The organism is Neisseria sp. P0022.S010 (genome assembly GCF_051956635.1).
Window position 1 is genome coordinate 1 of record NZ_JBQCXF010000018.1, and the last position, 24,341, is coordinate 24,341.

The 24,341-nt window shown below is 49.8% G+C and carries 21 protein-coding genes; 15 read left to right on the forward strand and 6 right to left on the reverse strand.

The features are described from left to right. The 5 genes from polA to ACTHUT_RS03800 form a co-directional block, all read left to right on the forward strand. On the forward strand, positions 1–2,729 hold a 2,729-nt coding region (polA, locus tag ACTHUT_RS03780), incomplete at its 5' end, for a DNA polymerase I (protein WP_440418678.1). Positions 2,730–2,774: 45 nt separating this feature from the next. Continuing rightward, positions 2,775–4,730, forward strand: coding sequence for a tetratricopeptide repeat protein (locus ACTHUT_RS03785; protein ID WP_440385976.1), 1,956 nt, complete (start codon positions 2,775–2,777; stop codon positions 4,728–4,730). Positions 4,731–4,913: 183 nt separating this feature from the next. After that, complete coding sequence (locus ACTHUT_RS03790) at positions 4,914–8,201, forward strand: DUF2339 domain-containing protein (RefSeq protein WP_440385977.1); 3,288 nt, start codon at positions 4,914–4,916, stop codon at positions 8,199–8,201. A 247-nt stretch (positions 8,202–8,448) separates the two neighbouring features. After that, positions 8,449–8,802, forward strand: coding sequence for a helix-turn-helix domain-containing protein (locus ACTHUT_RS03795; protein ID WP_204788040.1), 354 nt, complete (start codon positions 8,449–8,451; stop codon positions 8,800–8,802). A 16-nt stretch (positions 8,803–8,818) separates the two neighbouring features. Next, positions 8,819–9,286: an ImmA/IrrE family metallo-endopeptidase gene (locus ACTHUT_RS03800; RefSeq protein ID WP_239651999.1), complete on the forward strand. Its 468-nt coding sequence runs from the start codon at positions 8,819–8,821 to the stop codon at positions 9,284–9,286. A 467-nt stretch (positions 9,287–9,753) separates the two neighbouring features. Here the strand turns inward: ACTHUT_RS03800 and ACTHUT_RS03805 are convergent, their stop codons facing one another. Continuing rightward, complete coding sequence (locus ACTHUT_RS03805) at positions 9,754–10,200, reverse strand: DUF1775 domain-containing protein (RefSeq protein WP_440385978.1); 447 nt, start codon at positions 10,198–10,200, stop codon at positions 9,754–9,756. Positions 10,201–10,675: 475 nt separating this feature from the next. On the opposite strand from ACTHUT_RS03805, the gene ACTHUT_RS03810 reads away from it, so the two are divergent. Beyond that, a complete protein-coding gene (locus ACTHUT_RS03810) occupies positions 10,676–11,056 on the forward strand; it encodes a putative zinc-binding protein (RefSeq protein ID WP_003748129.1) in 381 nt (126 codons plus the stop codon). Between the two features lie 42 nt (positions 11,057–11,098). Continuing rightward, entirely contained in the window at positions 11,099–11,899 is an 801-nt protein-coding gene (locus ACTHUT_RS03815) for a sulfite exporter TauE/SafE family protein (RefSeq protein ID WP_003748132.1), read from the forward strand. Positions 11,900–11,951: 52 nt separating this feature from the next. Here the strand turns inward: ACTHUT_RS03815 and ACTHUT_RS03820 are convergent, their stop codons facing one another. The 3 genes from ACTHUT_RS03820 to gap form a co-directional block, all read right to left on the reverse strand. Next, the gene (locus tag ACTHUT_RS03820) at positions 11,952–12,485 is read right to left on the reverse strand and encodes an SMI1/KNR4 family protein (RefSeq protein ID WP_440385979.1); all 534 of its coding nucleotides are present in this window, start codon (positions 12,483–12,485) and stop codon (positions 11,952–11,954) included. 154 nt (positions 12,486–12,639) lie between these two features. After that, positions 12,640–14,847, reverse strand: a complete 2,208-nt coding sequence (uvrD, locus tag ACTHUT_RS03825) for a DNA helicase II (protein ID WP_440385980.1) — start codon at positions 14,845–14,847, stop codon at positions 12,640–12,642. A gap of 100 nt (positions 14,848–14,947) precedes the next feature. After that, entirely contained in the window at positions 14,948–15,976 is a 1,029-nt protein-coding gene (gene gap / locus ACTHUT_RS03830; protein ID WP_440385981.1) for a type I glyceraldehyde-3-phosphate dehydrogenase, read from the reverse strand. A 776-nt stretch (positions 15,977–16,752) separates the two neighbouring features. Here gap and ACTHUT_RS03835 point away from each other — a divergent pair. The 3 genes from ACTHUT_RS03835 (at position 16,753) to ACTHUT_RS03845 (ending at position 19,066) form a co-directional block, all read left to right on the forward strand. Further along, entirely contained in the window at positions 16,753–18,288 is a 1,536-nt protein-coding gene (locus ACTHUT_RS03835; protein ID WP_128582648.1) for a sodium-dependent transporter, read from the forward strand. Next, a complete protein-coding gene (locus ACTHUT_RS03840; protein ID WP_036472778.1) occupies positions 18,288–18,380 on the forward strand; it encodes a methionine/alanine import family NSS transporter small subunit in 93 nt (30 codons plus the stop codon). The genes ACTHUT_RS03835 and ACTHUT_RS03840 overlap by 1 nt, the downstream gene beginning before the upstream one ends. A gap of 308 nt (positions 18,381–18,688) precedes the next feature. Next, positions 18,689–19,066: a hypothetical protein gene (locus ACTHUT_RS03845; RefSeq protein WP_128582649.1), complete on the forward strand. Its 378-nt coding sequence runs from the start codon at positions 18,689–18,691 to the stop codon at positions 19,064–19,066. An 80-nt stretch (positions 19,067–19,146) separates the two neighbouring features. Here ACTHUT_RS03845 and ACTHUT_RS03850 read toward each other — a convergent pair whose 3' ends face one another. Together ACTHUT_RS03850 and ACTHUT_RS03855 are read right to left on the reverse strand one after the other, a co-directional pair. Beyond that, positions 19,147–19,842, reverse strand: coding sequence for an LrgB family protein (locus ACTHUT_RS03850; protein ID WP_039861867.1), 696 nt, complete (start codon positions 19,840–19,842; stop codon positions 19,147–19,149). Positions 19,843–19,857: 15 nt separating this feature from the next. Then, entirely contained in the window at positions 19,858–20,331 is a 474-nt protein-coding gene (locus ACTHUT_RS03855) for a CidA/LrgA family protein (RefSeq protein ID WP_003748145.1), read from the reverse strand. A 14-nt stretch (positions 20,332–20,345) separates the two neighbouring features. On the opposite strand from ACTHUT_RS03855, the gene ACTHUT_RS03860 reads away from it, so the two are divergent. The 5 genes from ACTHUT_RS03860 to ACTHUT_RS03880 all read left to right on the forward strand — a co-directional run bounded on the left by ACTHUT_RS03860 (position 20,346) and on the right by ACTHUT_RS03880 (position 24,309). After that, positions 20,346–21,239 (forward strand): LysR family transcriptional regulator, encoded by an 894-nt coding sequence (locus ACTHUT_RS03860; RefSeq protein ID WP_440385982.1) that lies wholly within the window; start codon positions 20,346–20,348, stop codon positions 21,237–21,239. 244 nt (positions 21,240–21,483) lie between these two features. Then, positions 21,484–22,956: a magnesium transporter gene (mgtE, locus tag ACTHUT_RS03865; protein WP_440385983.1), complete on the forward strand. Its 1,473-nt coding sequence runs from the start codon at positions 21,484–21,486 to the stop codon at positions 22,954–22,956. 146 nt (positions 22,957–23,102) lie between these two features. Further along, positions 23,103–23,720 carry a thiamine phosphate synthase gene (gene thiE, locus ACTHUT_RS03870; RefSeq protein ID WP_440385984.1) on the forward strand — a complete coding sequence of 206 codons (618 nt, stop codon included), beginning with the start codon at positions 23,103–23,105 and terminating at the stop codon, positions 23,718–23,720. Between the two features lie 42 nt (positions 23,721–23,762). Then, the gene (gene thiS, locus ACTHUT_RS03875; protein ID WP_204788032.1) at positions 23,763–23,957 is read left to right on the forward strand and encodes a sulfur carrier protein ThiS; all 195 of its coding nucleotides are present in this window, start codon (positions 23,763–23,765) and stop codon (positions 23,955–23,957) included. A 58-nt stretch (positions 23,958–24,015) separates the two neighbouring features. Then, positions 24,016–24,309, forward strand: coding sequence for a YciI family protein (locus tag ACTHUT_RS03880; RefSeq protein WP_063068398.1), 294 nt, complete (start codon positions 24,016–24,018; stop codon positions 24,307–24,309). The last annotated feature ends 32 nt before the right edge of the window (positions 24,310–24,341 follow it).

Below are 24,341 nucleotides of genomic sequence, written 5' to 3' on the forward strand. Positions count from 1 at the left end.
TGGGTCAGAATTTATCTGCGCCAGATGGTGCGCCGACGGGTGCGCTTTATGGCGTGTTGAACATGTTGCGCCGGTTGCGGGCGGATTATGTGCACGACTATTGCGCGGTGGTGTTTGATGCGAAGGGCAAGAATTTCCGCCACGAGATGTTCCCCGACTATAAGGCGACGCGCCCGCCGATGCCGGACGATTTGCGCCCGCAGGCGGAAGCCTTGCCGGATTTGGTGCGCCTGATGGGCTGGCCGGTATTGGTGATTCCGCAAGTGGAAGCGGACGACGTTATCGGCACGCTGGCGGCGATGGCTGGCGAAGCGGGTTGGAACGTGGTGGTGTCCACCGGCGATAAGGACATGGCGCAGTTGGTGAACGAGCGCGTGACGCTGGTGAACACGATGAGCGGCGAAACGCTGGACATTGAAGGTGTGAAAGAAAAATTCGGCGTGCGCCCCGACCAAATCCGCGATTATCTAGCGCTGATGGGCGACAAGGTGGACAACGTGCCGGGCGTGGAGAAGTGCGGCCCGAAAACAGCGGTGAAATGGCTGGAAGCCTACGGCTCACTGGCCGGTGTGATGGAACACGCTGAGGAAATCAAGGGCAAGGTAGGCGAAAACCTGCAAGCCGCGCTGCCCCAATTGCCGCTGTCGTATGATTTGGTAACGATTAAAACCGATGTGGACTTGCACACCGAGCTTTCAGACGGCCTCGAAAGCCTGCGCCGTACTACACCTAAATGGGCGCAGCTGGTTGTCGATTTCAAACGCTGGGGCTTCCGTACTTGGCTGAAAGAGGCGGAAAGCCGTATGCACGAAGCGCAAAGCACTGATTTGTTTGGCAGCGAGCATATCGGCGAACAAGCCGCATTGGCGATGGAAACACAGCCTGAAAAACAACCCGAACTCGCCCCAGCCCCTGAAAAGCTGGATTATCAAGCTATTACCACCGAAGCGCAGTTTGCCGCTTTGTTGGACAGACTGGCGCAGGCGGAAAAAATCGGCATTGATACGGAAACCACTTCCCTAGACGCGATGAACGCCACGCTGGTCGGTATCAGCATCGCGTTCCAAGCAGGCAAAGCGGTTTACATCCCCGTAGGACACAGCCTGACTGCCGCGCCAGAACAGCTTGATTTGCAAGACGTATTAGGCCGTCTGAAACCGCATTTGGAAAACCCCGCCCTGAAAAAAATCGGGCAAAACCTCAAATACGACCAACACGTTTTCGCCAACTACGACATCGCCTTGAACGGCATTGCCGGCGATTCCATGCTCGCTTCCTACATCATTGAGAGCCATCTCGGACACGGTTTGGACGAATTGTCCGAACGCTGGCTCGGCTTGGAAACCATTACCTACGAATCGCTGTGCGGCAAAGGCGCGAAACAAATCGGTTTTGCCGATGTCGCCATCGGGCAAGCAACCGAATACGCCGCCCAAGACGCCGATTTCGCCCTGCGCCTCGAAGCGCACCTGCGCGCGCAAATGGACGCCAAACAGCTTGAAATGTATGAAAAAATGGAGCTGCCCGTCGCGCAGGTATTGTTTGAAATGGAACGCAACGGCGTACAAATCGACCGCGCCGAGCTCACCCGCCAAAGCGCGGAACTCGGCGCCGAGCTGATGAAGCTCGAACAAGAAGCCTATGCCGCCGCAGGGCAGCCGTTCAACCTCAATTCGCCCAAACAGCTGCAAGAAATCCTGTTCGACAAAATGGGCATTCCCACCAAAGGCCTGAAAAAAACCGCCAAAGGCGGCATTTCCACCAACGAAGCCGTGCTCGAACAGCTCGCGCCCGACTACCCCCTGCCCAAAATCATCCTGCAAAACCGCAGCCTGGCAAAACTCAAATCCACCTACACCGACAAACTGCCCGAAATGATTTCCCCCAAAGACGGCCGCGTGCATACCACCTACGCCCAAGCCGTCGCCATCACCGGCCGCCTCGCCAGCAACAACCCCAACCTGCAAAACATCCCCATCCGCACCGCAGAAGGCCGCCGCGTGCGCCGCGCCTTCACCGCACCGCAAGGCAGCGTCATCGTTTCCGCCGACTATTCCCAAATCGAGCTGCGCATCATGGCGCACCTCTCCGGCGACAAAACCCTGATTACCGCGTTCCAAAACGGCGAAGACGTACACCGCCGCACCGCCGCCGAAGTATTCGGCCCCGCCCCCGAAAACGTCTCGTCCGAACAACGCCGCTACGCCAAAACCATCAACTTCGGCCTGATTTACGGCATGGGCCAATACGGCCTCGCCAAATCATTGGGCATCGACAACATCTCCGCTAAAAACTTTATCGACCGCTACTTCGCCCGCTATCCCGGCGTCGCCGAATACATGCAGCGCACCAAAGAACAAGCCGCCGCACAAGGCTTTGTCGAAACCCTGTTCGGCCGTCGCCTCTACCTGCCCGACATCCACAACAAAAACGCCAATGCCCGCGCCGGAGCCGAACGCGCCGCCATCAACGCCCCCATGCAAGGCACCGCCTCCGACCTCATCAAACGCGCCATGATAGACGTATCCCGCTGGCTGGCTTCAGATGACCTGAAGAGCAAGCTGATTATGCAGGTGCATGACGAATTGGTGTTGGAAGTACCCGAAGCCGAACTGGATTTAGTCAAAGAAAAACTGCCGCGGATTATGGCGAAAGTGGACGAAGGGATGTTGAACGTGCCGCTGGTGGCAGAAGTGGGCATGGGTATGAATTGGGAAGAGGCGCATTGAGATGGTATGGAGTTTAAGAGATTGTTTGGAGAAAGGGATAAAGTAATGAATGTTCAAGATTTAATTAATGAAGGCGTAGAGTTATTCGAGAACAAAAAATTTGACGAAGCGATTGAGAAGCTGAATCAGGCTTTAGATGGAATCGAAGATAAAAATAGCCAAATTCAAGAGCAAAACGATATTCAGTATTGGCTTGGTCGCTGCTATTTAGAGCAAGCGATGAAAGCCAAGGGCAAGGAGTCGGAACAGTTATTTGGACAGGCAGTTGAACATTTCCAACAGCAATTGAGTCTTGCCAACCAGAACAGCCTTCAAAGACAAATTTATGCCCAAGCTTGGTTAGGTCGCTGCTATTTAGAGTATGCGAAAAAAGCAAAAGGCAAGGAATCGGAGCGGTTATTTAGAGAGGCAGTTAAACACCTGCAGCAGCGATTGAGTCTTGCCAACCAGTTGGAAGACAATGACAACAGCCTTCAAAGACAAATCAATGCCCGACATTGGCTTGGTCGCTGCTATTTAGAGCAGGCGATAAAAGCCAAAAACAAGAAATCGGAACAGTTATGTAGAAAGGCAGTTAAGCATTTCGAACGATCGTTGGAATTTGCTAAACAGTTGGAAAACAAGCAAAACAGTCTTCAAGAACAAGTCTATGCTCAATCTTGGTTAGGCCGCTGTTATTTAGAACAGGCTATAAGGTCGGAAGTAGAGTTGGCGGATCGATTATTTGAAACAGCTGTTGATTGCTATAAAGAGCAATTGTCTCTTTCTGAGGATATGGAAGATGAGCAAAACAGTCTTCAAGCACGAAATAGTGCACAATCTCGGTTAGGCCGTTGTTATTTCGCACAAGCCAAAATTCAACAAAAATGGGAAAGATATTTTGACTGGAAAAAACAGAAAATACAGGGAGATTTATTTGGAACTCAAGAAGGAACTCAAAAAGAAAAAACTGTAATAGACGACATCACTACCATTCTGGCAGTTTTAAATATCCCACCTATGGAATTAGGGTCAATTCCTCTTGCCCATTACACTTCGCCTTCAGTATGCGAAAGATTATTCGGTATTGTCAGCGATCAAACTAATGATAAAACTCCTGTTGACAGGAGTAAGGTTAGTCCAATGAGAATCGGTAGCTCCACTTATATGAACGACCCGACTGAAGGGGAAGGACTGTTGGAGCTGCTGAATCTGCAAGATTTGGAATTGGAAAACAAGGCTGATTGTCCTGTCCATAATGCTTTCTTTACCTGCTTTTCCAGCCGCGTAAACGATTTGAACCAGTTTCGTCTATATGGTAAAGAAAATGGCGTGGAAGCATCGGGCTGCTGCTTGGTATTTAATAAAAGCGGGGATTGGTTGAAAGAGCCTGATGTTTCTGCTTCGTTCAAAAGTTTTACAAATAAACAGAATGAAGGTTTCAAAGAACCAATAGAGGCAGATGTAGCGGGTTCGAAAGATGAAAACCTACCGCTTTATCAGGTAGCTTATATCGCTTATCAAGATGAATATATTGCTGAGGAGAAATGTGGGAAATGGTTGTTGAATAAGAATAATCAAAGTTTTGGTATCCGATTAAAGCCTGTAGGAAAAAATCCAAGTTGGCATCAATTTCGTATCAAGAAACTTGAAGAAGCACTGATAGAGCTAATTAAAAAATCTAATAATATCAGTGATGAAGACAGAAAAGCTTTGGAATATATCCGCTATCTGTTTAAAGATTTTGCTTTCCGCGATGAAGAAGAGTTCCGTCTGCTGAAAATCGAACAAATCGGTTCGGATAAAATCGAATATTGCAATACTACGCAATCTATCTATCTGCCTTATGCCGATGTACGTGATATGGTGGACGAGGTAATTTTGGGGACGAATTACGAAAAGAGTGGAAATCATCGCAAGGCTGAAGTGTTTCAGCACTTAATGCGCAAGCATTATCCAAATGTTAAAGTGTCCCGCTCATCGTTGCCGATTAATGCGAATCCGCCGATTAAGAAGGATTAATCAATCCAAGGCCGTCTGAAAATCCCTAAATATTTTCAGACGGCCTTTTTCCTTTTTCTATGCCGATTCTTTATATTCTATTTGCCGTATGCTTTTATTCTCGGCCTTTTGTCTCTTTTTTTCATGAATAATGTTGCTGGTGTTACAATCGGCATATTCTTATTGTTATCAAACAGGTGTTTCATGCAGTTTTTTGGCCTGCTTATTCCTATTATGATCGGCTATTTTCTTGATGAGATGGCCACGGGCGTGATTATTGGGTCGTTGTTTTGGCTGGTTGCTTGGTCGATTGCCAAACAGCGTCAAGAAGAGCGTTTGGCTGAATCTGCTACGGCAGGCGACAAGATGCAGAAGCTGGAGCAGGAAATCGAGCTGCTGAAACGGCGTTTGTCGGTGTTGGAGCATGAGGCTGTCCGTGATGAGGCGAAGATAGGGCAGGGGCTTGAGGCTCGGGCTGTTGCCGATGTTCAGACGGCCTCTGAGCCGCTTCATGTCCGGGTTGAGCCTGAAGCGGAAGCTGCGCCTGTTAAGCAGAAGATTGAAGAGGCGTTTGCTCCTTCTTTTTCTATACCTATTGATCCTGTTTCTGCCAAGGCTGCTGCTTCGTCTGAGCCTGTTGTGGAAGAAGTTGTCGAGGCGGTTGTTCCGGTTGTCGCTGAACAAGCAGGGCTGCCTAAGGAAGAGGTTGTTATTGCTTCGATGCCGTCTGAAAATAAAGATGCGCCATCGCGTCAATTCGTTATCCATAAAGATAAGGTGGAAGGCGGAGAGTACAAGTTTTCCGACAATCCGATGGTTGCTTGGTTCTTGCGCGGTAATCCGCTGTTGAAAACCGGTATTGTGGTGCTGTTCCTCGGCTTGGCGTTCCTCTTGCGCTATGCCTCCGAGCGGGTTCATGTGCCGGTGGAGCTGCGTTATCTGACTGTGGCTGGCGCGGGTTTGGCGGCGGTGGTCGGTGGCTGGAAGCTGCAAAGCCGTAAGCGTGAATATGGCTTGGTGTTGCAGGGTTTCGGCGTGGCAGTGATGTATTTGACGGCGTTGGCGGCGTTGAAACTGCATCCGCTGCTGCCTGTGTCGGTCGTGTTCGGGCTGATGGTGGCGATGGTGGTGCTGATGGCGTGGCTGGCGGTAAGGCAGAACGCGCAGATTATGGCGCAGGTTGCTTTAATCGGCGGTATGGCCGCGCCTTTGCTGACTTCAGACGGCAGCGGCAATTATTTGGTGCTGTTTTCTTATCTTGCCCTGCTCAACGGCGGTGTGGCCGCGATTGCTTGGTTTAAGGCATGGCGTCCGCTGAACCTGACGGGTTTTGTCGCTACTTTTGCCATTGCCGCGCTGTGGGGCATGCGAAGTTATACGCCGCAACATTTCGCTACTACTGAGCCTTTCCTGATTTACCACTGGCTGCTCTATACCTTTATCGCGTATCTGTTCGCACGCCGTAAGCTGACGGAAAACAGCGAAGACAGCGTTACGCCGATTGCCGACAATGCGACTTTGGAAGAAATCGGCAAGAGTATTTATACACACGGCCTGCGCGTGCATGTCCTCGACCATACTTTATTGTTTGGCACGATGGCGGCGGCGTTCGGCCTGCAATATCGCATGGTGGAGCATTGGCCGTCTGCGGATGCGCTTTCCGCATTGGGTTTTGCCGCTGTTTACGGACTGGCCGCTCTGCTGCTGAAACGTCAGCAGGGTTTATATATTTTGCGTCAGGCGTTTTTTGCGTTGGCGGTGTTGTTCCTCACGATTGCCGTTCCGCTTTATTTTGAACCGAGCAATACGGTTATCTTGTGGAGTGCCGAATCCGCACTGGTTTATTTCTTCGGTTTGCGCCAACAGCGTCCGCATATCCGTTTGGGTGCGCTGATGGTTTATCTCTTGGCGGCACTGATTCAGCTGGGCAATTATCAGGGCTTCGGCACGGATACCGTTCTGGAAGGGCAGTGGTTTACGACGGTTGTGGTGTTGCTTGGCGGAGCGGCGATTTATTTATTGTGGAATTTCTCGCGGCGCGAAGGTTCGGCGCAATGGGAAAAATCCGTTCAGACGGCCGTGTTGTCTGCCGCCTTGCTGTACATCTCTATTTTGCCTTTGCTTTTCTTGGCCGACCAAGGCAGCATTGTCGCTCTTTCCGCTTTGGCGGCGGCGTGCGCATTCTGCCGACGCAAACACGAGCCAAATGTATTTATCACATTTGCCTTGGGCAATGTATTGTTCGCCCTGTTGCTGCAATCCAGCATCATTTATGAATCCCAAGGCTTCCTGAGCCATCTGTACCTTATTGCCGCTACGCCTTTGCTTTTTGCGGCTGCCTACGCGCTGCAATATCCGCGTGTGCCGGTTGCAAGTGAAAAGCCGGAAGGAAACGAGGTTTACTTTGCGCAGGTTTCAGGCTGGATCATCCTGCTTACAGCGTTGGCAACAGGCAGCTACGCCCTCTATATGCAATGGACAGGCGAGGAAACCCTGTTTATTGAGTTGTGGATGTGGCCGATATTTGCCGGCCTGCTGCTGTTTGCCAAACGTTTGAAATGGGAAGAATTGCTGCAGGCAAACTTGGCATTCCTGCCCGTGTTTGCCCTGCATTTTGTCTTCTACCATACCGAACACGCATGGACAGCCGCCGCAGCCTTGCCGCTTGCCGCCGCTACCGTGTTGAACTTCATCATTCTGAACAACTATCCGCGCCCTGATCTGATTTGGTTGCACAAACTCAATATTATGATACTCGGCGTGCTTTGGACGCTTTGGACCGCGCTGTATGTTGGCGGCCTCCTCTCCGGCGTTTGGACTCAGCTTTCATGGCTGGTCGTGCCTTTGGCGATGTGGATTGTTTTCCATACGCAGCGCCAACGCGCATTTTTCAGACGGCATCAAACCATTTATCAGCATTTCGCCTTGCCGTTGTGCGCCCTTGCCGCCGCTTGTTGGATGCTGTGGACCAACTTCTCCACGCCGTTCCAACCTGCGCCGTTGCCGTATATTCCCGTGCTTAACCCATTGGAACTCGCCAGTGCCGGTATGCTTTGGTTTGCCCTGAAATCCCTGCCCGACGCCTTGCCGCCCGACCTTCGCCGTACCACGGCAACTACAGTCGCCTCCTTGGCATTTATGCTGATCAGCGCAGGCGTGATGCGCGTATGGCATTTCTACGACGGCATCACTTGGCGTCTCGACATCATGCTCCAATCCTTCGGCCTGCAAGCCAGCCTCTCCGTCGTTTGGGCAGTAACCGCCATCATCTTGATGGTACTCGGCAACCGCCGTAAACAGCGTTCCTACTGGATGACAGGAGCGACGCTGATGGGCATCGTAGTCGTCAAACTCTTCCTGATCGAGCTTTCCAACAGCGGCGGTATCGCGCGCATCGTCTCCTTCATCATCGTCGGCCTGTTGCTGCTTCTGGTCGGCTGGTTTGCCCCCGTTCCGCCTAAAGAAGAGAATGATGGCGAACACAACTCCTAATCATTAATCTCAAATAAAAAGGCCGTCTGAAAACTGATTTAGTTTTCAGACGGTCTTTTCCTTTGCAAAATTATCCTTAAATGTCTTATTAGGAATTTAGGGGACGTCTCTTGTTGTATTTATCACACTGATTTTAATAGAATTCAACTTTTCAACTAAAATGCTTGAATTATGCTTTGTAATTTGCTATTATTGTTCCGAGTCAAATGCAATATGTACTGCAAATATAAGAAAAGGAGCTTGAACAATGGGACTGACTACATTTGGCGAGACCGTTCGGGCGGCTCGTCGTCAAACTAAACAGACGTTAAAAACAATGGCTGATACATTAGGTACTTCTCCCGCTTTCTTAAGTGCTATTGAAACTGGTCGCAGTAAAGTACCAATGGATTTTGTAGAAAAAATTGAAGATTTTTTCCAAAGTTTAGGCTATCCAGTTCATGATTTGAAGCAAAAAGCGATGGTTTCTAATGAAAATGTATCGTTAAGTGGCTTAAGTTTACAACAGCAAATGTTGGTAGCTGGTTTTGCCAGTTCGGATTTTAGCAAAGAACAATTGGAGCGATTTGCTGAATTGTTAAGAAGTATTCATCAGAGATAATCATTGAAAGAAAATAATGATGCAACCAATTAATTATTTAATGCGTGGTGTGCGCGTGGAAATATTAAGTGAAGATACAATTGATTTTTTTGCAAATGAAGCTGCCAAGTTTTTGGGAGTGGATAAGCGTACCCGTAAAAAAATGGATACGTTTATGGAGATGCTGGAAGAGTACGGCATTGTAATTGATATTGTGGCGGATGATGAGTGGCTGGATATTACCAATGCTATGTGTAATAACGGCACTATTCTACTGCCCAATAGCCTCTATTCGCGTATTTGCCTTGGCGAAGATGAGGCTATTTTTATTTTCTTTCATGAGTTAGGACACCTACTATTAGGTCATAAAGCGATGCTTCATCACAGTGATACATTACCTACGAAGCAGGAAGATTCCGAATGGCAAGCTGATGAGTTTGCAAAATGTATTTTGAGAAAAATGGGGATTAATTATATCCCAGAGCAGTTGAGTTTGAAATTTTAAAAAAGAAAAACGACTTGGAATGCTGCTAACATCCCAAGCCGTATATAGTTAGTGGTTTGAATGTGCAACTTTACACTAACCAGCGTGTATAGAGATAATACACTTGATTGACAATCTGATGATTATCTAACTATACAGTTGAGAGCGCAAATTTTTTACACTCCAAAACGGTTGTAAAAGTTTGGAAATGTGGCATGCCTTTAACAAGGAAAGGTTAAATATATGACCTGCAACTGTAACTGTACTAGTTTAAAACCAGTACGTGTTCGACAATATGACCGCTACCGCAATGGTCAGTGGGAAGTTGTATGTACTCATTGCCGCAGTTTACCTAATCGATAACTGACAGTGAAGCTACAGCCCTTAAACGATAATTAAACCTAATTTATCAATGGCTTAATCAACGTTTAAGGGCTTTTTATGTCTTGATTGGACCTATGGGCATTAGGGCAAACATCCCTAACCAATTATTTCAGGTGAATTGTAGGCTGATAACCTTTTGCTTCTTCCGAACCGTCGAAAGGCACCACAACACCATCTTCGTAGGTGATGTATGCTTTGTATTTAACGGAAACATCGCCTTTAGGATTGAGCGCAATAAAAGGGAACGCAGTAAATTCGCTCGCTTCCATGCGGCCTTTGTAAGTAATGCTGGCGATATTGCCCTCAGCATTTTTCTCGGTCGTATAAGTCCAACCCGGCATAGGATGGACAAACAACAATTTAACGCCTTCAGCAACAACCATTTTCACTTTAGTCACCGCTTTTCCGCGATTGGTAGGCACATTCAGGCGGAAATGGTCTGATTTTCCTGCAATACTGTCCACACCGTTGGCGTAATTGCGAATAGTTACGTGTGCCTGAGCATCCATCATAAACGCGGACAAGGCTAAAGCTGAAAACAATAGTTTCATTTTTATTAGAGAATCTCCGTTGTAAGAATAAATAAAAATCTCACCGTTGAAGGCTTGCCCGCATCCTAGCAGAGAACGTCTATCAGATAAGCATATCTTTTATTTGTGTGATTCAGAACAAATAATCCAATATGGATATAAAATTTTCGTTAATCTCTGATGGATTAATTGCTAGATGAATTATTAATCTTATTAATAAATAATGGGTATTTTAGACAAAAGGCCGTCTGAAAAAAGCAGCGTTATCTGTTTTCAGACGGCCTTTATTTTTTAGAAGGTAGCATCTGCTTTGTTCTAGAATGTCTAATCGTATTGAGTTATGATGCCTTTTAATATATAAATGGATACGCCGTAGGCCGTCTGAAAAAAGAAAACGGGTGCAACCCGAATATCCGCATACCACGCATAATGCGCCCGACAGACTGACCATGGGCGGACACATAAAGATAAAAACCGCTACCGAAGGAAATAGAAAATGCCTAACCGCAATGAGCTTCCCTTAATTTATTCTTGTTCCGGATGTTCCGATGTGGCGCAGCTGGCCAACAACACTGCCGTAGCGCTCGACCATGCCGGAGAATTTGAAATGTCGTGCATTTCCGGCGTGGGCGGCAAAGTTGCGCCGTTGGTACGCAAAGCTCAGTCCGGACGGCCGATGTTGGTTATTGACGGCTGTCATCTGCATTGCGCCAAATCGTGTTTGGAAAATGTGGGCGTTGAAATCCCGGAAGGGCATCATGTGAAACTATACGAACTGGGCTACAAAAAACGCTTTGGCAAAAGCTATGACGAAGCTACGGTAGAAGAAGTTTATCAATATGTTTTGACGAAGAAGGGCGATGTATTGAGCAGTTAATAACTTTTAATAACAAAAAATTTAATCAAGAGGAAACAATCCATGGAACAATTATTTATTCCTGGCAGTATTATTGCCGATTATTTTTATCTCGGCCTTTTCCTGCTGGTTGCCGCGTCTTTGATTGCGGGCTATGTCGATGCTATTGCGGGCGGAGCAGGGCTGATTTTGATTCCCGCATTTTTGATGGTAGGTTTACCGCCTCAGGTCGCGTTGGCACAGGAAAAATTGGTGAGTACCATCGGTACGGTGGCTGCGATTAAAAATTTTATGAAGAGCAGTTCGATCGTATGGCATATTGTGCCGGTTGGCATTGTTGCGGCTTTAATTGGGGCATTTGTCGGTGCAAAAGTCATTTTGATTCTTCCGGTGGAAACCATCAATTACATTATTCTTGCGTTTTTGCCCATAGGCTTGCTGGCAACTTTGTTTAAAGGTGTTTTGCTGAAAAAAGAAGACGAGCGTGGCGAGATAAAAAAATCCGTTATCGCCGTATTTTTAACTTGTCTGATTGTTGGTTTTTATGACGGTTTTTTTGGCCCGGGTACAGGTAGTATTTTCATCATTGCTTTGTTTGTCATTAACAAATTGTCGTTGTTGCAGGCTTCGGCTACTTCCAAGATTTTCAATTTTGCTTCTAACATCGGGGCATTTGTTGCCTTCTTGATAGCAGGGAAAATGGCGTTCCTAATCGGAATCCCGATGATTTTGGCAAATTTGTTGGGCAACCATTTTGGCAGCCTCCATGCTATTAATTCAAACGGAGAAGTTATTCGTAAGGTTTTGGTTGTAACGGTTTTGCTGATTATCGTTTCAATGGCATATAAGGCTTTTTCGGCTTAGTAGGTAGATGTTAAAAGGCCGTCTGAAAAATTTTCAGACGGCCTACTTTTTATTAGTTATCTAAAAACTCATCTTCATGCCGCAAGCTGCGGATAAAGGTTTCAAAATCGGGGGCAAGTTCGACTATTTCAAAATCCCATTCTTGTTCGACAAGCACCACTTTCGGCTCTCCGTCTTTTCCATACTCTCGATAGTCCAAGGCAAACATGGCATGTCCTGCAGATGGGTCGTTAGCAAAATACACGCCGATAGGCGGATATTCCCATTCTTCCAGCCAAAGTTTTTGCCCCATCGCGCCGCACAGACTCCCTTCTTTTTCAAAACCGATTCCTGATACCTCGCAAATTTGCACATGATCTTCCGCCCACGAATTTCTCTGAGTAGTCGGAAAGCAGTTTTTGATAAATATCCCGCCGTTTTGTACTGCCATCAATGCAATAAAACTTTGTGGCAATTTATAGCCTAGCTCACTTTCTACAGCAGCCAAAATCTCAGGGGTAAATGAGGCTTCTTTGTAGTCCTTATCCGCCCAACTATTAGATTCCCAAACGGAGGACAAATCAAAATCTTTAAAAACTTGGGGCATAATGTTTTTCCTTATTGATTTCAGTTATAACAGGTGGGTGGATATTTATACCCGACTTTTACTGTCTGTCATTCCCGTCTGAGCGGGAATGACGGCGGAATTTGGGGCAAAGCTTGTTGCCCTCGTTTTTCAGACGACCTCTGTCATCTCCCTTTTACATCTCTTCCAATTTCGCAAACTTGGTGTCCAGCTCTTTTACGCCCTGTTTGCCGAAGTTGATGGTCAGTCGGGCGGATTCGCCTTTGTCCACGGCATCGATGATGACGCCGGTGCCGAATTTGGCGTGGCGGACGTTTTGTCCGATGCGGAAGCCTGCGTAGGTTTGCGGCTGTTTGTAGTCGTTGATGATTTTGTCTTTGGGCGCGGCGGTTTGGCGCGGGCTGCCGTAGCTGTCGTAGGCGGGTTTTTTGACGGATAGGTAGTGCAATACTTCGGGCGGGATTTCTTCGACGAAGCGGGAGACGATGCCGAATTGGGTTTGTCCGTGCAGCATGCGTTGTTGCGCCATGGTGATGTAGAGGCGTTTTCGGGCGCGGGTGATGGCGACATACATGAGGCGGCGTTCTTCTTCGAGGCCGCCGCGTTCGGCAAGGCTCATTTCGCTGGGGAAGCGGCCTTCTTCCATGCCGGTGAGGAAAACGGCGTTAAATTCCAAGCCTTTGGAGGCGTGGACGGTCATCAGTTGGACGGCTTTTTCGCCTGCACCTGCTTGGTTTTCGCCGGATTCGAGGGCGGCGTTGCTGAGGAAGGCGAGGATGGGGAAGGCGGGGTCGTCTGAAATGTTTTCAGGCAGGGTTTCAAAGTTGCTGTCTTCGGGTTTGAACTCGATGGCGGCGTTGACGAGTTCGTCGAGGTTGTCGAGGCGGTCTTGGTTGTCGCCTTTTTGGGTTCGGTAGTGTTCGGTCAGGCCGCTGTCTTTGAGTATGCCGACGATGATTTCGGACAGGGGCATTTGTCCGACTTGGTTGCGCAGGGCTTCAATCAGGTGGACGAAGGCGGCGATTTTGGTGGCTTTTGCGCCGGCATTGCAGGCTGCCTGCCAAAGGGTGATGCCTTGTTCGTTTGAGGCCGTCTGAAGGTTTTCGATGGTGCGTGCGCCGATGCCGCGCGGTGGGAAGTTAATCACGCGCAAGAGGGCGTTGTCATCGTCGGGATTGACGGCGAGGCGCAGGTAGGCGAGCGCGTGTTTGATTTCTTGGCGTTCGTAAAAGCGCAGGCCGCCGTAGATTTTGTAGGGAATGCCGCTGCGGAACAGGCTTTGTTCGATAACGCGCGATTGGGCGTTGCTGCGGTAGAGGACGGCGATTTCGTCCAAATCCCAGCCTTCGCGTTCGAGGGCTTTGGTTTCGTCAACGATGAATTGGGCTTCTTCGAGGTCGGTAAAGGCGGAATAGTAGCGGATTTTGTCGCCTGCTTCGGCGTCGGTGCGCAGGTTTTTGCCGAGGCGTTCGTCGTTGTTTTCGATAACGGCGTTGGCGGCGGCGAGGATGTTGCCGACAGAGCGGTAGTTTTGTTCGAGTTTGACGGGCGCGTCGATGTGGAACTCTTCCATCAGCGCGGTCATGTTGCCGACGTTTGCGCCGCGGAAACGGTAGATGCTTTGGTCGTCGTCGCCGACGGCAAACACTGCCGCGTTGCCGCCCGCCATGAGTTTCAGCCAGGCGTATTGCAGTTTGTTGGTATCTTGGAACTCGTCAACGAGAATGTGATTGAAGCGGTTTTGATAGTGTTGGCGCAGGATTTCGTTGTTTTGCAGCATTTCGTAGCTGCGCAGCATGAGTTCGGCAAAATCGACCACGCCTTCGCGTTGGCAGATTTTGTCGTATTCGGCGTAGCACTCAATCATGCGGCGCGTGTGCGGATCGGGCGCGCTCAACACGGAAGCGCGCAAACCGGATTCTTTTTGCGCGTTGATAAAGCCTTGCAGCGAACGCGGTGCGATGATTTCTTCAGCGATGTTGAGGTTTTTGAGCAGGCGTTTGATCAGGGAAAGCTGGTCGCCGCTGTCGAGGATTTGGAAGGAAGAGGGCAGGCCGGCATCGCGGTGGTGCAGGCGCAAAAAGCGGTGGCAGAGACCGTGGAACGTGCCGAGCCACATGGCGCGGACGTTGACGGGAATCATCGCGCCGAGACGGGTTTGCATTTCTTTGGCGGCCTTGTTGGTAAACGTTACCGCCATAATGCTGTGTACGCTGGCTTGCCCGCTTTGCAAAAGCCATGCGATGCGCGTGGTCAGCACGCGCGTTTTGCCGCTGCCCGCGCCTGCCAAAACGAGAGCGGATTGCGGCGGCCAGGTTACGGCGGAGAGTTGTTCGGGGTTTAAGCCTTGCAGGAGGTTGGGGGCGGATTCGTTGGGAAACATGAAGAGGCCGTCTGAAAATAAATGGGAATGCGATATTTTAAAGGAAATACAAAAGGCCGTCTGAAAAGATGTTTCAGACGGCCTTTGCGTTGGAAGCCGATTAGAACGGACGTACTTCCAAACCGAACATACGGCGCGCGGTGTTCAGCATTTGGCAGCTGAAGCCCCACTCGTTGTCGTACCATGCGAACACTTTAACCATTTTGCCTTCGGTTACTTTGGTCAGCGTAGAGTCGAATGTGCTGGCTTGGGTGGTGTGGTTGAAGTCCATAGAAACCAGCGGCAGGGTGTTGTAACCCAAAACGCCTTTCAGACGGCCTTCTTCGGAAGCGGCTTTCATCAGTGCGTTGATTTCTTCGACAGAAGTGTCGCGGCTTGCTTGGAAGCTCAGGTCAACCAGGGAAACGTTGACGGTCGGTACGCGGATGGCGAGGCCGTCGAGTTTGCCTTTCAGGGCAGGTAATACCAAGCCGACGGCTTTTGCCGCGCCGGTTTTGGTCGGAATCATGTTTTCCACGCCGCTACGCGCACGGCGCAGGTCTTTGTGGCGTACGTCGGTGACGGTTTGGTCGTTGGTCAGTGCGTGGATGGTGGTCATCACGCCGTTTACGATGCCGATGTTTTCGTTCAATACTTTGGCTACGGGTGCCAGGCAGTTGGTGGTACAAGACGCGTTGGAGATAACGGTCATGTCGCCGGTAATCACGTCGTCGTTTACGCCGTAAACGATGGTTGCGTCAACGTCATCGCCGCCGGGAGCGGAAATCAGTACTTTTTTCGCGCCGCTTTCCAAGTGGATTTTGGCTTTCTCTTTGCTGGTGAACGCGCCGGTACATTCCATGACCAGGTCAACGCCCAATTCGCCCCATGGCAATTCGGCTGGGTTGCGGGTAGAGAAGTAAGGGATTTTTTTACCGTCGATGATGAGGTGTTTCTCATCGTGGGAAACTTCAGAGTTGAAGCGGCCGTGAACAGTGTCAAATTTGGTCAGGTGAGCATTGGTCTCGATGCTGCCGCTGGCGTTGATGGCAACGATATCGAGTTGGTCTTGCAGTTTGTAGTCAAAAATAGCGCGCACTACTTGGCGGCCGATGCGGCCGTAACCGTTGATGGCAACTTTGATACCCATGGCTTTTCCTCTTCTTTTGGGTTTGGGTTGTGGATTGAATGGCGGCAATTATAGCAAAAATGTAGTGTTGTGTAATTAATGTTTTATTGAAAAATTTAGGTTCGATTATTTTTGATTGTAGATGATTAGAGTAGAAATGCAGGTTTAAATTTAATGTTATTTAATATTTTTTGAAATTTTATTTTTATTAATTCCATTTTTTGGTGTTTTATGTTCGTTTTAAATCATGGTAATGAAGGAAACGGGAAAAGGCGGATTGTTTTTGTTTATATTAAACGGAATTTTGGGACGGTTTCTTGATTACAACATGCAACAGTGAAATTTTCAGACGGCCCGGATTGGACGGAAGGAAAACAGGCCGTCTGAAATATTTTGATGACGGGGGATTTGAATGCGTTGGGTTGCCGCTTTTCCTTACGGAATAAGGGAAAGGCGGTTTTCGGCGAGGGCGGTTGTCAGTGGGAAGGGGAGGGAAAAACGGGGCTTGGGTGTTGCGTTTGGCTTGTATATAAAGAAGTGTATGAAGATTTTAGTCGTAGTGCATGAAGATTTTCCTTGCAATTTTAATGCAATACTGACTTGCCAACAGTGTTAAATTTTTTTACGATAAGGTCAGATTATGTTTGCATGGCCATAAGCGGTGCATTCTTTAAATGCCGGATATTATCCTTGTCCGAATATCTATTTTAACCGGCCGGTTTGTCCGACCTGATTTCTAAATATATACGCGCAAGGCCGGGAGGCCTTGACGACACTCGATTTTTAAGAGGTTCATTGTGTCAAATTCTCAATCCAGCGAACGCGCGACGTTTAGCAGTCGCCGTGCCTTTATGTTTGCCGCCATCGGCTCGGCCGTGGGCTTAGGCAACATTTGGCGTTTCCCTTACATCGCCTTCGACAACGGCGGCGGTGCTTTCGTCCTCCCTTACTTGGTTGCGCTGTTGACGGCAGGTATTCCGCTGTTGCTGCTCGACTACGCCATCGGCCACCGTTACCGCGGTTCGCCTCCTTTGGCCTTCCGCCGCCTCGGCCGTTGGTTTGAGCCGGTGGGTTGGTGGAACTTCCTGACCAACGTCATTATCTGTATCTACTATGCCGTGATTGTCGGTTGGGCGGCAAGCTATGCCTATTATTCTTTGACTTCGGCATGGGGTGCGGATCCGCAGGCATTCTTCTTCAAAGACTTCCTGCAAATGGCCGATGCCAAAGACTTGGGCTTGGATTTTGTCGGTAAAGTTGCCGGTCCGCTGATTGCCGTGTGGGTGTTTACGCTGGCGATTATGGCTTTGGGCGTGCAAAAAGGTGTGGCCGGTGCGTCCACATTCTTCATGCCTTTGTTGGTGGTAATGTTTGTCATCATGGTGGGCATTGCGCTGACCCTGCCGGGTGCGGCAAAAGGTTTGGACGCTTTGTTTACGCCTGACTGGAGCCGCTTGGCGGATCCGAAAGTCTGGGTAGCCGCATATGGCCAGATCTTCTTCTCGCTCTCCATCTGCTTCGGCATCATGATTACTTATTCTTCTTACCTGAAGAAAAAAACCGACTTGGGCGGCACCGGCTTGGTTGTCGGCTTTGCCAACAGCAGCTTTGAGTTGCTCGCCGGTATCGGCGTATTTGCCGCATTGGGCTTTATGGCTCAAGCCGCAGGCAAAGAAGTCAGCGAAGTGGCATCCAACGGTATCGGTTTGGCGTTTATCGCGTTCCCGACCATCATCAACCAAGCGCCGATGGGCGCGTTGATCGGCGTGTTGTTCTTCGGCTCGCTGGTGTTTGCTGGTGTGACTTCCATGATTTCCATCGTTGAAGTGATTGTGGCCGCAATTCAAGACAAAATGAACATCGGCCGTGTCAGCGCAACGCTGATTGCAGGCGTGCCAATGGCGATTATTTCCACCTTGCTGTTCGGTACGACCACCGGCCTGCCTGTGTTGGACGTATTGGACAAATTCATCAATACTTATGGCATTGTGGCTTCCGGTTTTGTTTACGTTTTGGCGATTGTCTTGTTGAACAAGCTGCCGGAACTGCGCAACCACTTGAACGCGCTGTCTTCCATCCGTGTCGGCAAAGTGTGGACCGCCAGCGTGGTGGTTACCGTTGCTATGCTCGGCTATATGCTTTATCAGGATACTGCCGGCCTCTTAAAAGAGAATTACAGCGGCTATCCTGACAGCTTCCTCAATATCTTCGGCTGGGGCATGGTGGGCGCCATCCTTGTATTGTCGGTCTTGCTGTCATTCTTGCCGTGGAAACACGGTCAGGGCTTCAACGTCAAAGACGAACATGAACACGAACGTGAAGGAGACGAATAATGAGTACTTCAGCCATTATTATGATGCTTGTCGCATTGATCGTCATTTGGGGCGGATTCATCGTCTCCGTCCTGCGCCTGCCTAAAGAATAAGGCTTGAGCAAATGAAAGGGCCGTCTGAAAGTCATTTTTCAGACGGCCTTTTTACCGCATAGCAAGGGGACGGAAGGGGGGGATCATCTTGGTGGACGGCATGGGCAAGATTTTTAATTATGGATGATCGGGTATGATGTATAAATTATATCTATTTGTTTTAAAAAGATTTAAATCCGATTATCGTGTTAATAAACCGTTGTTCCCTTCAATCTTTGCCCGCTGTTTTCTTTGTTCTAGAATAGAGTCCGCAATGCCTTTTATGAGGCATTAGGTACAGTATCCGTTTATTTGTTAAGGAGAACTTCATGGCTAAAGTACATCAACCAAGTAAAGAAAGTGATTCTGAAGATTTTGTTATCCGCCTCGATCCGCGCGAGTGGGACGGTACTTTTTCAGGAGAAGGCAAAGGTCCTAATGACGGCTATGATGATGACCATATCATCCGCCTTGATCCGCGTGAGTGGGAAGGTTTTGAGCCTGCACAGCCGGCCGCGAAGCCGATATTGGAATCCAAAGCTTTCGATGGCGATGAACTTTTGAGCCGTGCGTTTGGTGAGGCTGATCCTCTTGATTCTTCTGCCGGTCTTTCCTCAGACAATGCGACCTATTCAAGCAATGGTATAGGTTCATCTGCGTTGGATACCATTCATGATTTAGCAGAGGCTTCTATTTTCAAACTGTAATCGTTTCATAATATAAAAGGCCGTCTGAAACTAATATATGTTTCAGACGGCCTTTTTGTGTATGGTCATCAGGACGAAGCCTAACTCATCATCCAAATTACCAAATGCACCATGGTCGGGCCAAACAATACCATAAATAGTCCGGCCAAAATCATGGTCAGGCTGGCCATGACGCCTTCGGTTTCGTGGCGTTGTCCGGCGCGCGATGTGCCGAAGCCGTGGGCGGCATTGCCGAATGCTACGCCGTTGGCGGTACGGAAACGGATGCGGGTGAAGGCCAAAAACAGGTCGCCGAATATCATGCCGACAAAGCCGGTGATGATGGTGAACAGGGAAACGAGCGAGGCGGAGCCGTGGATTTCGCTGGCGAGGACGACGGCAAACGGCGTTGAGATGGAACGCGCCATCAGGCTGTTGGTTACTTCGTTGTTGAAGTGGAACATATGGCTCATGAGGAATGCGCTGACTACGCCGACAAACATGCCCACCATAATGGCGATGGAGAGGATGGGCAGTTGGCGGCGGATGACTTCGCGGTTTTCATAAATGGGGACGGCAAAGGCAACGGTAACCGGAGTGAGCAGGAAGACGATGCCTTGGGTATATTTGTGGTAGGTGTCGTAATTGACGCCGAATGCCAGCAGCAGGAGGATGGTGCTGACGGAGACGGTAACGACGGGGGAGAAAATCATTAAGGGTTTTTTGCGGTGGATTTTTTTGGCAACGACATAGGCAAAGCAAGTCCAGATGAAGCAGGCGAGGGCAGTATAGTCCATTTTTATTCTCTATTTTTAGGAGTGGAGTTTTTTGTAGAGGCGGCGTTTCCAGCGGTAGCAGAAATCGAGGGTCAGGGCGGTGCTGATCATCACGAGCGCAGTGCCGACGGCGATGGTCAAAATCAGCTGCCAACCTTCGGACATCAGCAGGTCTTGATATTGCAAGACGGAAACCATGATGGGGATGAAGAAAAAGACGAGTTCGCCCAATGCCCATTTGGCGCCGCGGTCAACCATGCCCGGGCGGATGATGCCGAGCCCCAAAAGGGCGAGCATGAGGAACAAGCCCAATACGCCTGAAGAAATAGGCAGATGCGTGAAGCGGACGATAAGGTCGGAGACGCCCCATACTGCGCCGATGATGGCAAGCTGCAAGGCCGTCTGAAAAAATCTGGTGAGGGAATCCATGATATGGGTGTGTGTTGAATGAAAGGCTTGATTATAGAAACCTGGTTTCTGCATAATATGAATTATTAAACGAATAATCATGCCTTAGAGGAATAATGGACTTCAAAAGCCTGTATTGTTTTGCCGAACTCATCCGCCTACAAAGTTTTTCGGCCACGGCTTCCGCGTTGAATTTGACGCAGCCGACGGTCAGCAAAATCATTCAGGCTTTGGAAGAAGAATTGGGCGTACCGCTTTTATGCAAAGAAAACGGACGCAAAAAGCGGCAGGTGCAGCCGACCGCAATCGGCGAAGAAGTCTATCGCCACGCGTTAAACCTTTTACACGAACGTGATTTGCTGCTGGCCCACATTGACGATTACCGCCATGTCAAAAGCGGGACGCTGCGTTTGGGTTTGGCCTTGTTTGGCAGCGATTTGCTCAGTCATGCGCTGTTTGATTTCCACCAAAAATGGCCGGACATTGAATTGTCGTTTTTGGAACAAGGCTCGCTCGCCATCGAGCAATCCTTGCGCAACAACGAACTCGATGCCGGACAGCTGCTCGCGCCGGTTCACGAAGACTTCGACAGCATCACGTTGTGCGACTATCCGCTGGTGGTCTTGATGCCGAAAAATCGGGCGAGACACGATGCGCTGATGCTCAAAAGCCTGCAACACGAGCCCTTCATTCTGTTCGGCGCCGGCTTTTCCCTCAACGAAACCATTCAGACGGCCTGCCGCAATCAAGGTTTTACGCCCAATGTTGTCTGCCGTACCGGACAATGGAATTTGGTTGCCGACATGGTGGCGCACAATATGGGCATTGCCCTGCTGCCCGAATACTATGCCCGAAAAATCAATCCCGATGTCTTTGCCGCCATTCCTTTGGTCGAACCCGAAATCCGCTGGCAGCTCACCATGGCATGGAAAAAACACCAACGCCCGACGCCGGCCTTAAGAGCTTGGTTGGACGTGGTCAGGGAAGCGTTCGGCAGGCGAAACAAATAAAATCAAATCATCAGGCCGTCTGAAAAAAGGGGTGTCGCTATCACCCGGTTTCAGACGGCCTTTCCCGTTAAAAATGGTAAAACGGCCTAAAAAAGAGTAGAATATACACCGTTTACAACTCTGCGCCTCTCAGCAGGCTCGAATTATGGACCTTCCCAGTTCGCCTTTGAACTTCCCATCAGACACACAACAACCATAATCATCCCGCCGAAATGCCTCCCCGCGTCCGGCGGGCGGAGCATTTATGAGCATCGAACAAACCCCTCCGAATCTCGACCATACCCCCGACAATGAAGCGGTGGAAGACCGTATTTCTGACGATCGTATTTCTGACGATATCGACCGCATCCACGCCTTATGCGAAATCCTCGAGCCGTCCTTTGAACAAATCGAAGCAGGCGTGCCGATTGAAGACGAAAGCCTGCGCGACAAGTTCACCGAGCTGACTGTCCTCTTGGCCGAATTGCACCCTGCCGACGTGGCCGCCGTCTTGGAATCCCTGCCGCCGCGCGAGCGTAACATCGTTTGGCTTTTGGTCGCCCCGGAAGACGACGGCGAAGTGTTGCTGGAAGTATCCGACGCCGTACGCGAAACGCTGATCGAGTCCATGGACAAAGACGAGCTGTTGGCCGCCGTCGATGATTTGGACGCAGACGAATTGGCAGAGCTGGCAGACGACTTGCCGCACCAAGTGGTGTACGAAGCGCTGCAAACGCGTGATGAAGAAGAACGCGAGCAGGTCAAAGCGGCGATGTCTTACGAAGACAACCAAGTCGGCGCAATTATGGACTTTGAATTGGTCAGCATCCGCGCCGATGTGACGTGTGAAGTCGTATTGCGCTACTTGCGCCGTTTCGACAGCCTGCCCGACCATACCGACAAGATTTTCGTGGTTGATGAAAACGACGTGTTGCAAGGCGTGCTGCCCATCCGCAAACTCTTGGTCGCCGACCCCGAAGACATGGTGGCGGACGTGATGGCCACCGATGTCGTGCGCTTCCGTCCCGAAGACGACGTGGAAGAAGCGGCGCAGGCGTTTGAACGTTATGACTTGGTCACCGCGCCGGTTGTCGATGAAAACAAAAAGCTGATCGGCAGAATCACCATTGACGAAATGGTGGACGTGATCCGTGAAGAGTCTGAAGCCGACATGTTTAACATGGCCGGTTTGCAAGAAGAAGAAGACTTGTTCGCCCCGATTTGGGACTCGGTGAAGAACCGCTGGATGTGGCTTGCCATCAACCTGTGTACCGCCTTTATCGCCAGCCGCGTGATTGGCGCATTTGAAGGCAGTATCGAGAAAATCGTCGCACTGGCCGCGCTGATGCCCATCGTCGCCGGCATCGGCGGCAACTCCGGCAACCAAACCATCACCATGATTGTCCGCGCCATGGCAATGGGACAAATGACCAGCACGCAGGCAGGCCGCCTGCTGAAAAAAGAAGTCGGCGTCGCCCTCGTCAACGGCATTATTTGGGGCACCGTGATGGGCGTGATTTCATGGCTGCTCTACGGCAACATCGGCATCGGTTTGGTCATGGTGGCCGCGATGACCTTGAACCTTTTGCTGGCCGCAACCGTCGGCGTCCTCATTCCCGTCATTATGGAAAAAGCCGGACGCGACCCTGCATTGGGCAGCTCGGTGCTGATTACCGCAGTTACCGACTCCGGCGGCTTCCTGATTTTCTTGGGACTGGCCACATTGTTTTTGTTGTAACAACCTTTATCCCAATCAGCAAAAGGGTGGGTTTGTAACATCCTTCTTGATTGTTTAAAATCATTTGATAAGGCCGTCTGAAAACAAATATTATTCAGACGGCCTTTCTGATAACATGACAACAATTTGTCCGATTCGGAGCCGCCATGAATTTCCCGCCACTCAAATCCCCCCTGAAATTTTACGCCGTCGTTCCCACCGCCGACTGGGTCGAGCGCATGGTCAAAGCAGGTGCCGACACGGTGCAACTGCGTTGCAAAACTTTGCATGGCGACGAATTAAAACGTGAAATCGAACGTTGCGTCGCCGCCTGTCAAAACAGCGCAACCCAGCTTTTCATCAACGACCACTGGCGCGAAGCGATAGAAGTAGGCGCATACGGCGTGCATCTCGGGCAGGAAGACATGGACACTGCCGACCTTGCCGCGATTGAAGCCGCCGGTTTGCGCTTGGGTTTGAGTACGCACTCCGTCGCCGAACTCGACCGCGCCCTGTCCGTACACCCCAGCTATGTCGCCAGCGGTGCAATTTTCCCGACCACGACCAAACAAATGCCGACCGCCCCGCAAGGTTTGGACAAACTGCGCGAATACGTCAGACAGGCACGCGGCACGCCCGTCGTTGCCATCGGCGGCATCGATTTGAACAATGCCGAAGCCGTACTTGCCACCGGCGTTTCCTCCCTCGCCGTCGTCCGCGCCGTTACCGAAGCGGAAAATCCCGAAGCCGTGGTTAAAGCGTTTCAGGCTTTGTGGGACCAATAAGGCCGTCTGAAAATAAGAAGTCTGACAAGAGGAGCAAACATCATGAAGATTATATTGAACAATGAAACCATCACATTAAACGGCACAACCGTTGCCGACCTTATCGCCCAAACCGCGCCGCAAAAACCGTTTGCCGTTGCCGTCAATACCCAGTTTGTCGCCAAAGGCGCGTATGCGGAAACGGTTTTAAACGAAAACGATAAAGTGGACATTGTGCGCCCGGTAGTCGGTGGATAAGCGGTTTTACTGCGCGTATAGCTGCGCTATTGGTTTAATGCTGAGAAAAGGAAAAGAGATGTTTATCGTATCGTTGGAATATATTAAAGACTTGGCTGCGGTTGAAACCTACCTGTCCGAGCATATTGCGTATCTCGAACGGTATTATCAAGCAGGTGTATTTGTTATGTCTGGACGCAAACAGCCGCGGACGGGCGGCGTTATCCTGATGAAAGCATCAGGCAGGGAACAGGTGGAAAAGTTAATTGCAGAAGACCCGTTTCACCGAGAAGGCGTAGCGAAATACACGATTACCGAGTTTATTCCGACTAAGGTCGCCGAAGGACTTGAAAACTATTTGGAAACTATCTAAACCGATTTTTCAGAAGGCTATTGCCCCAAAAA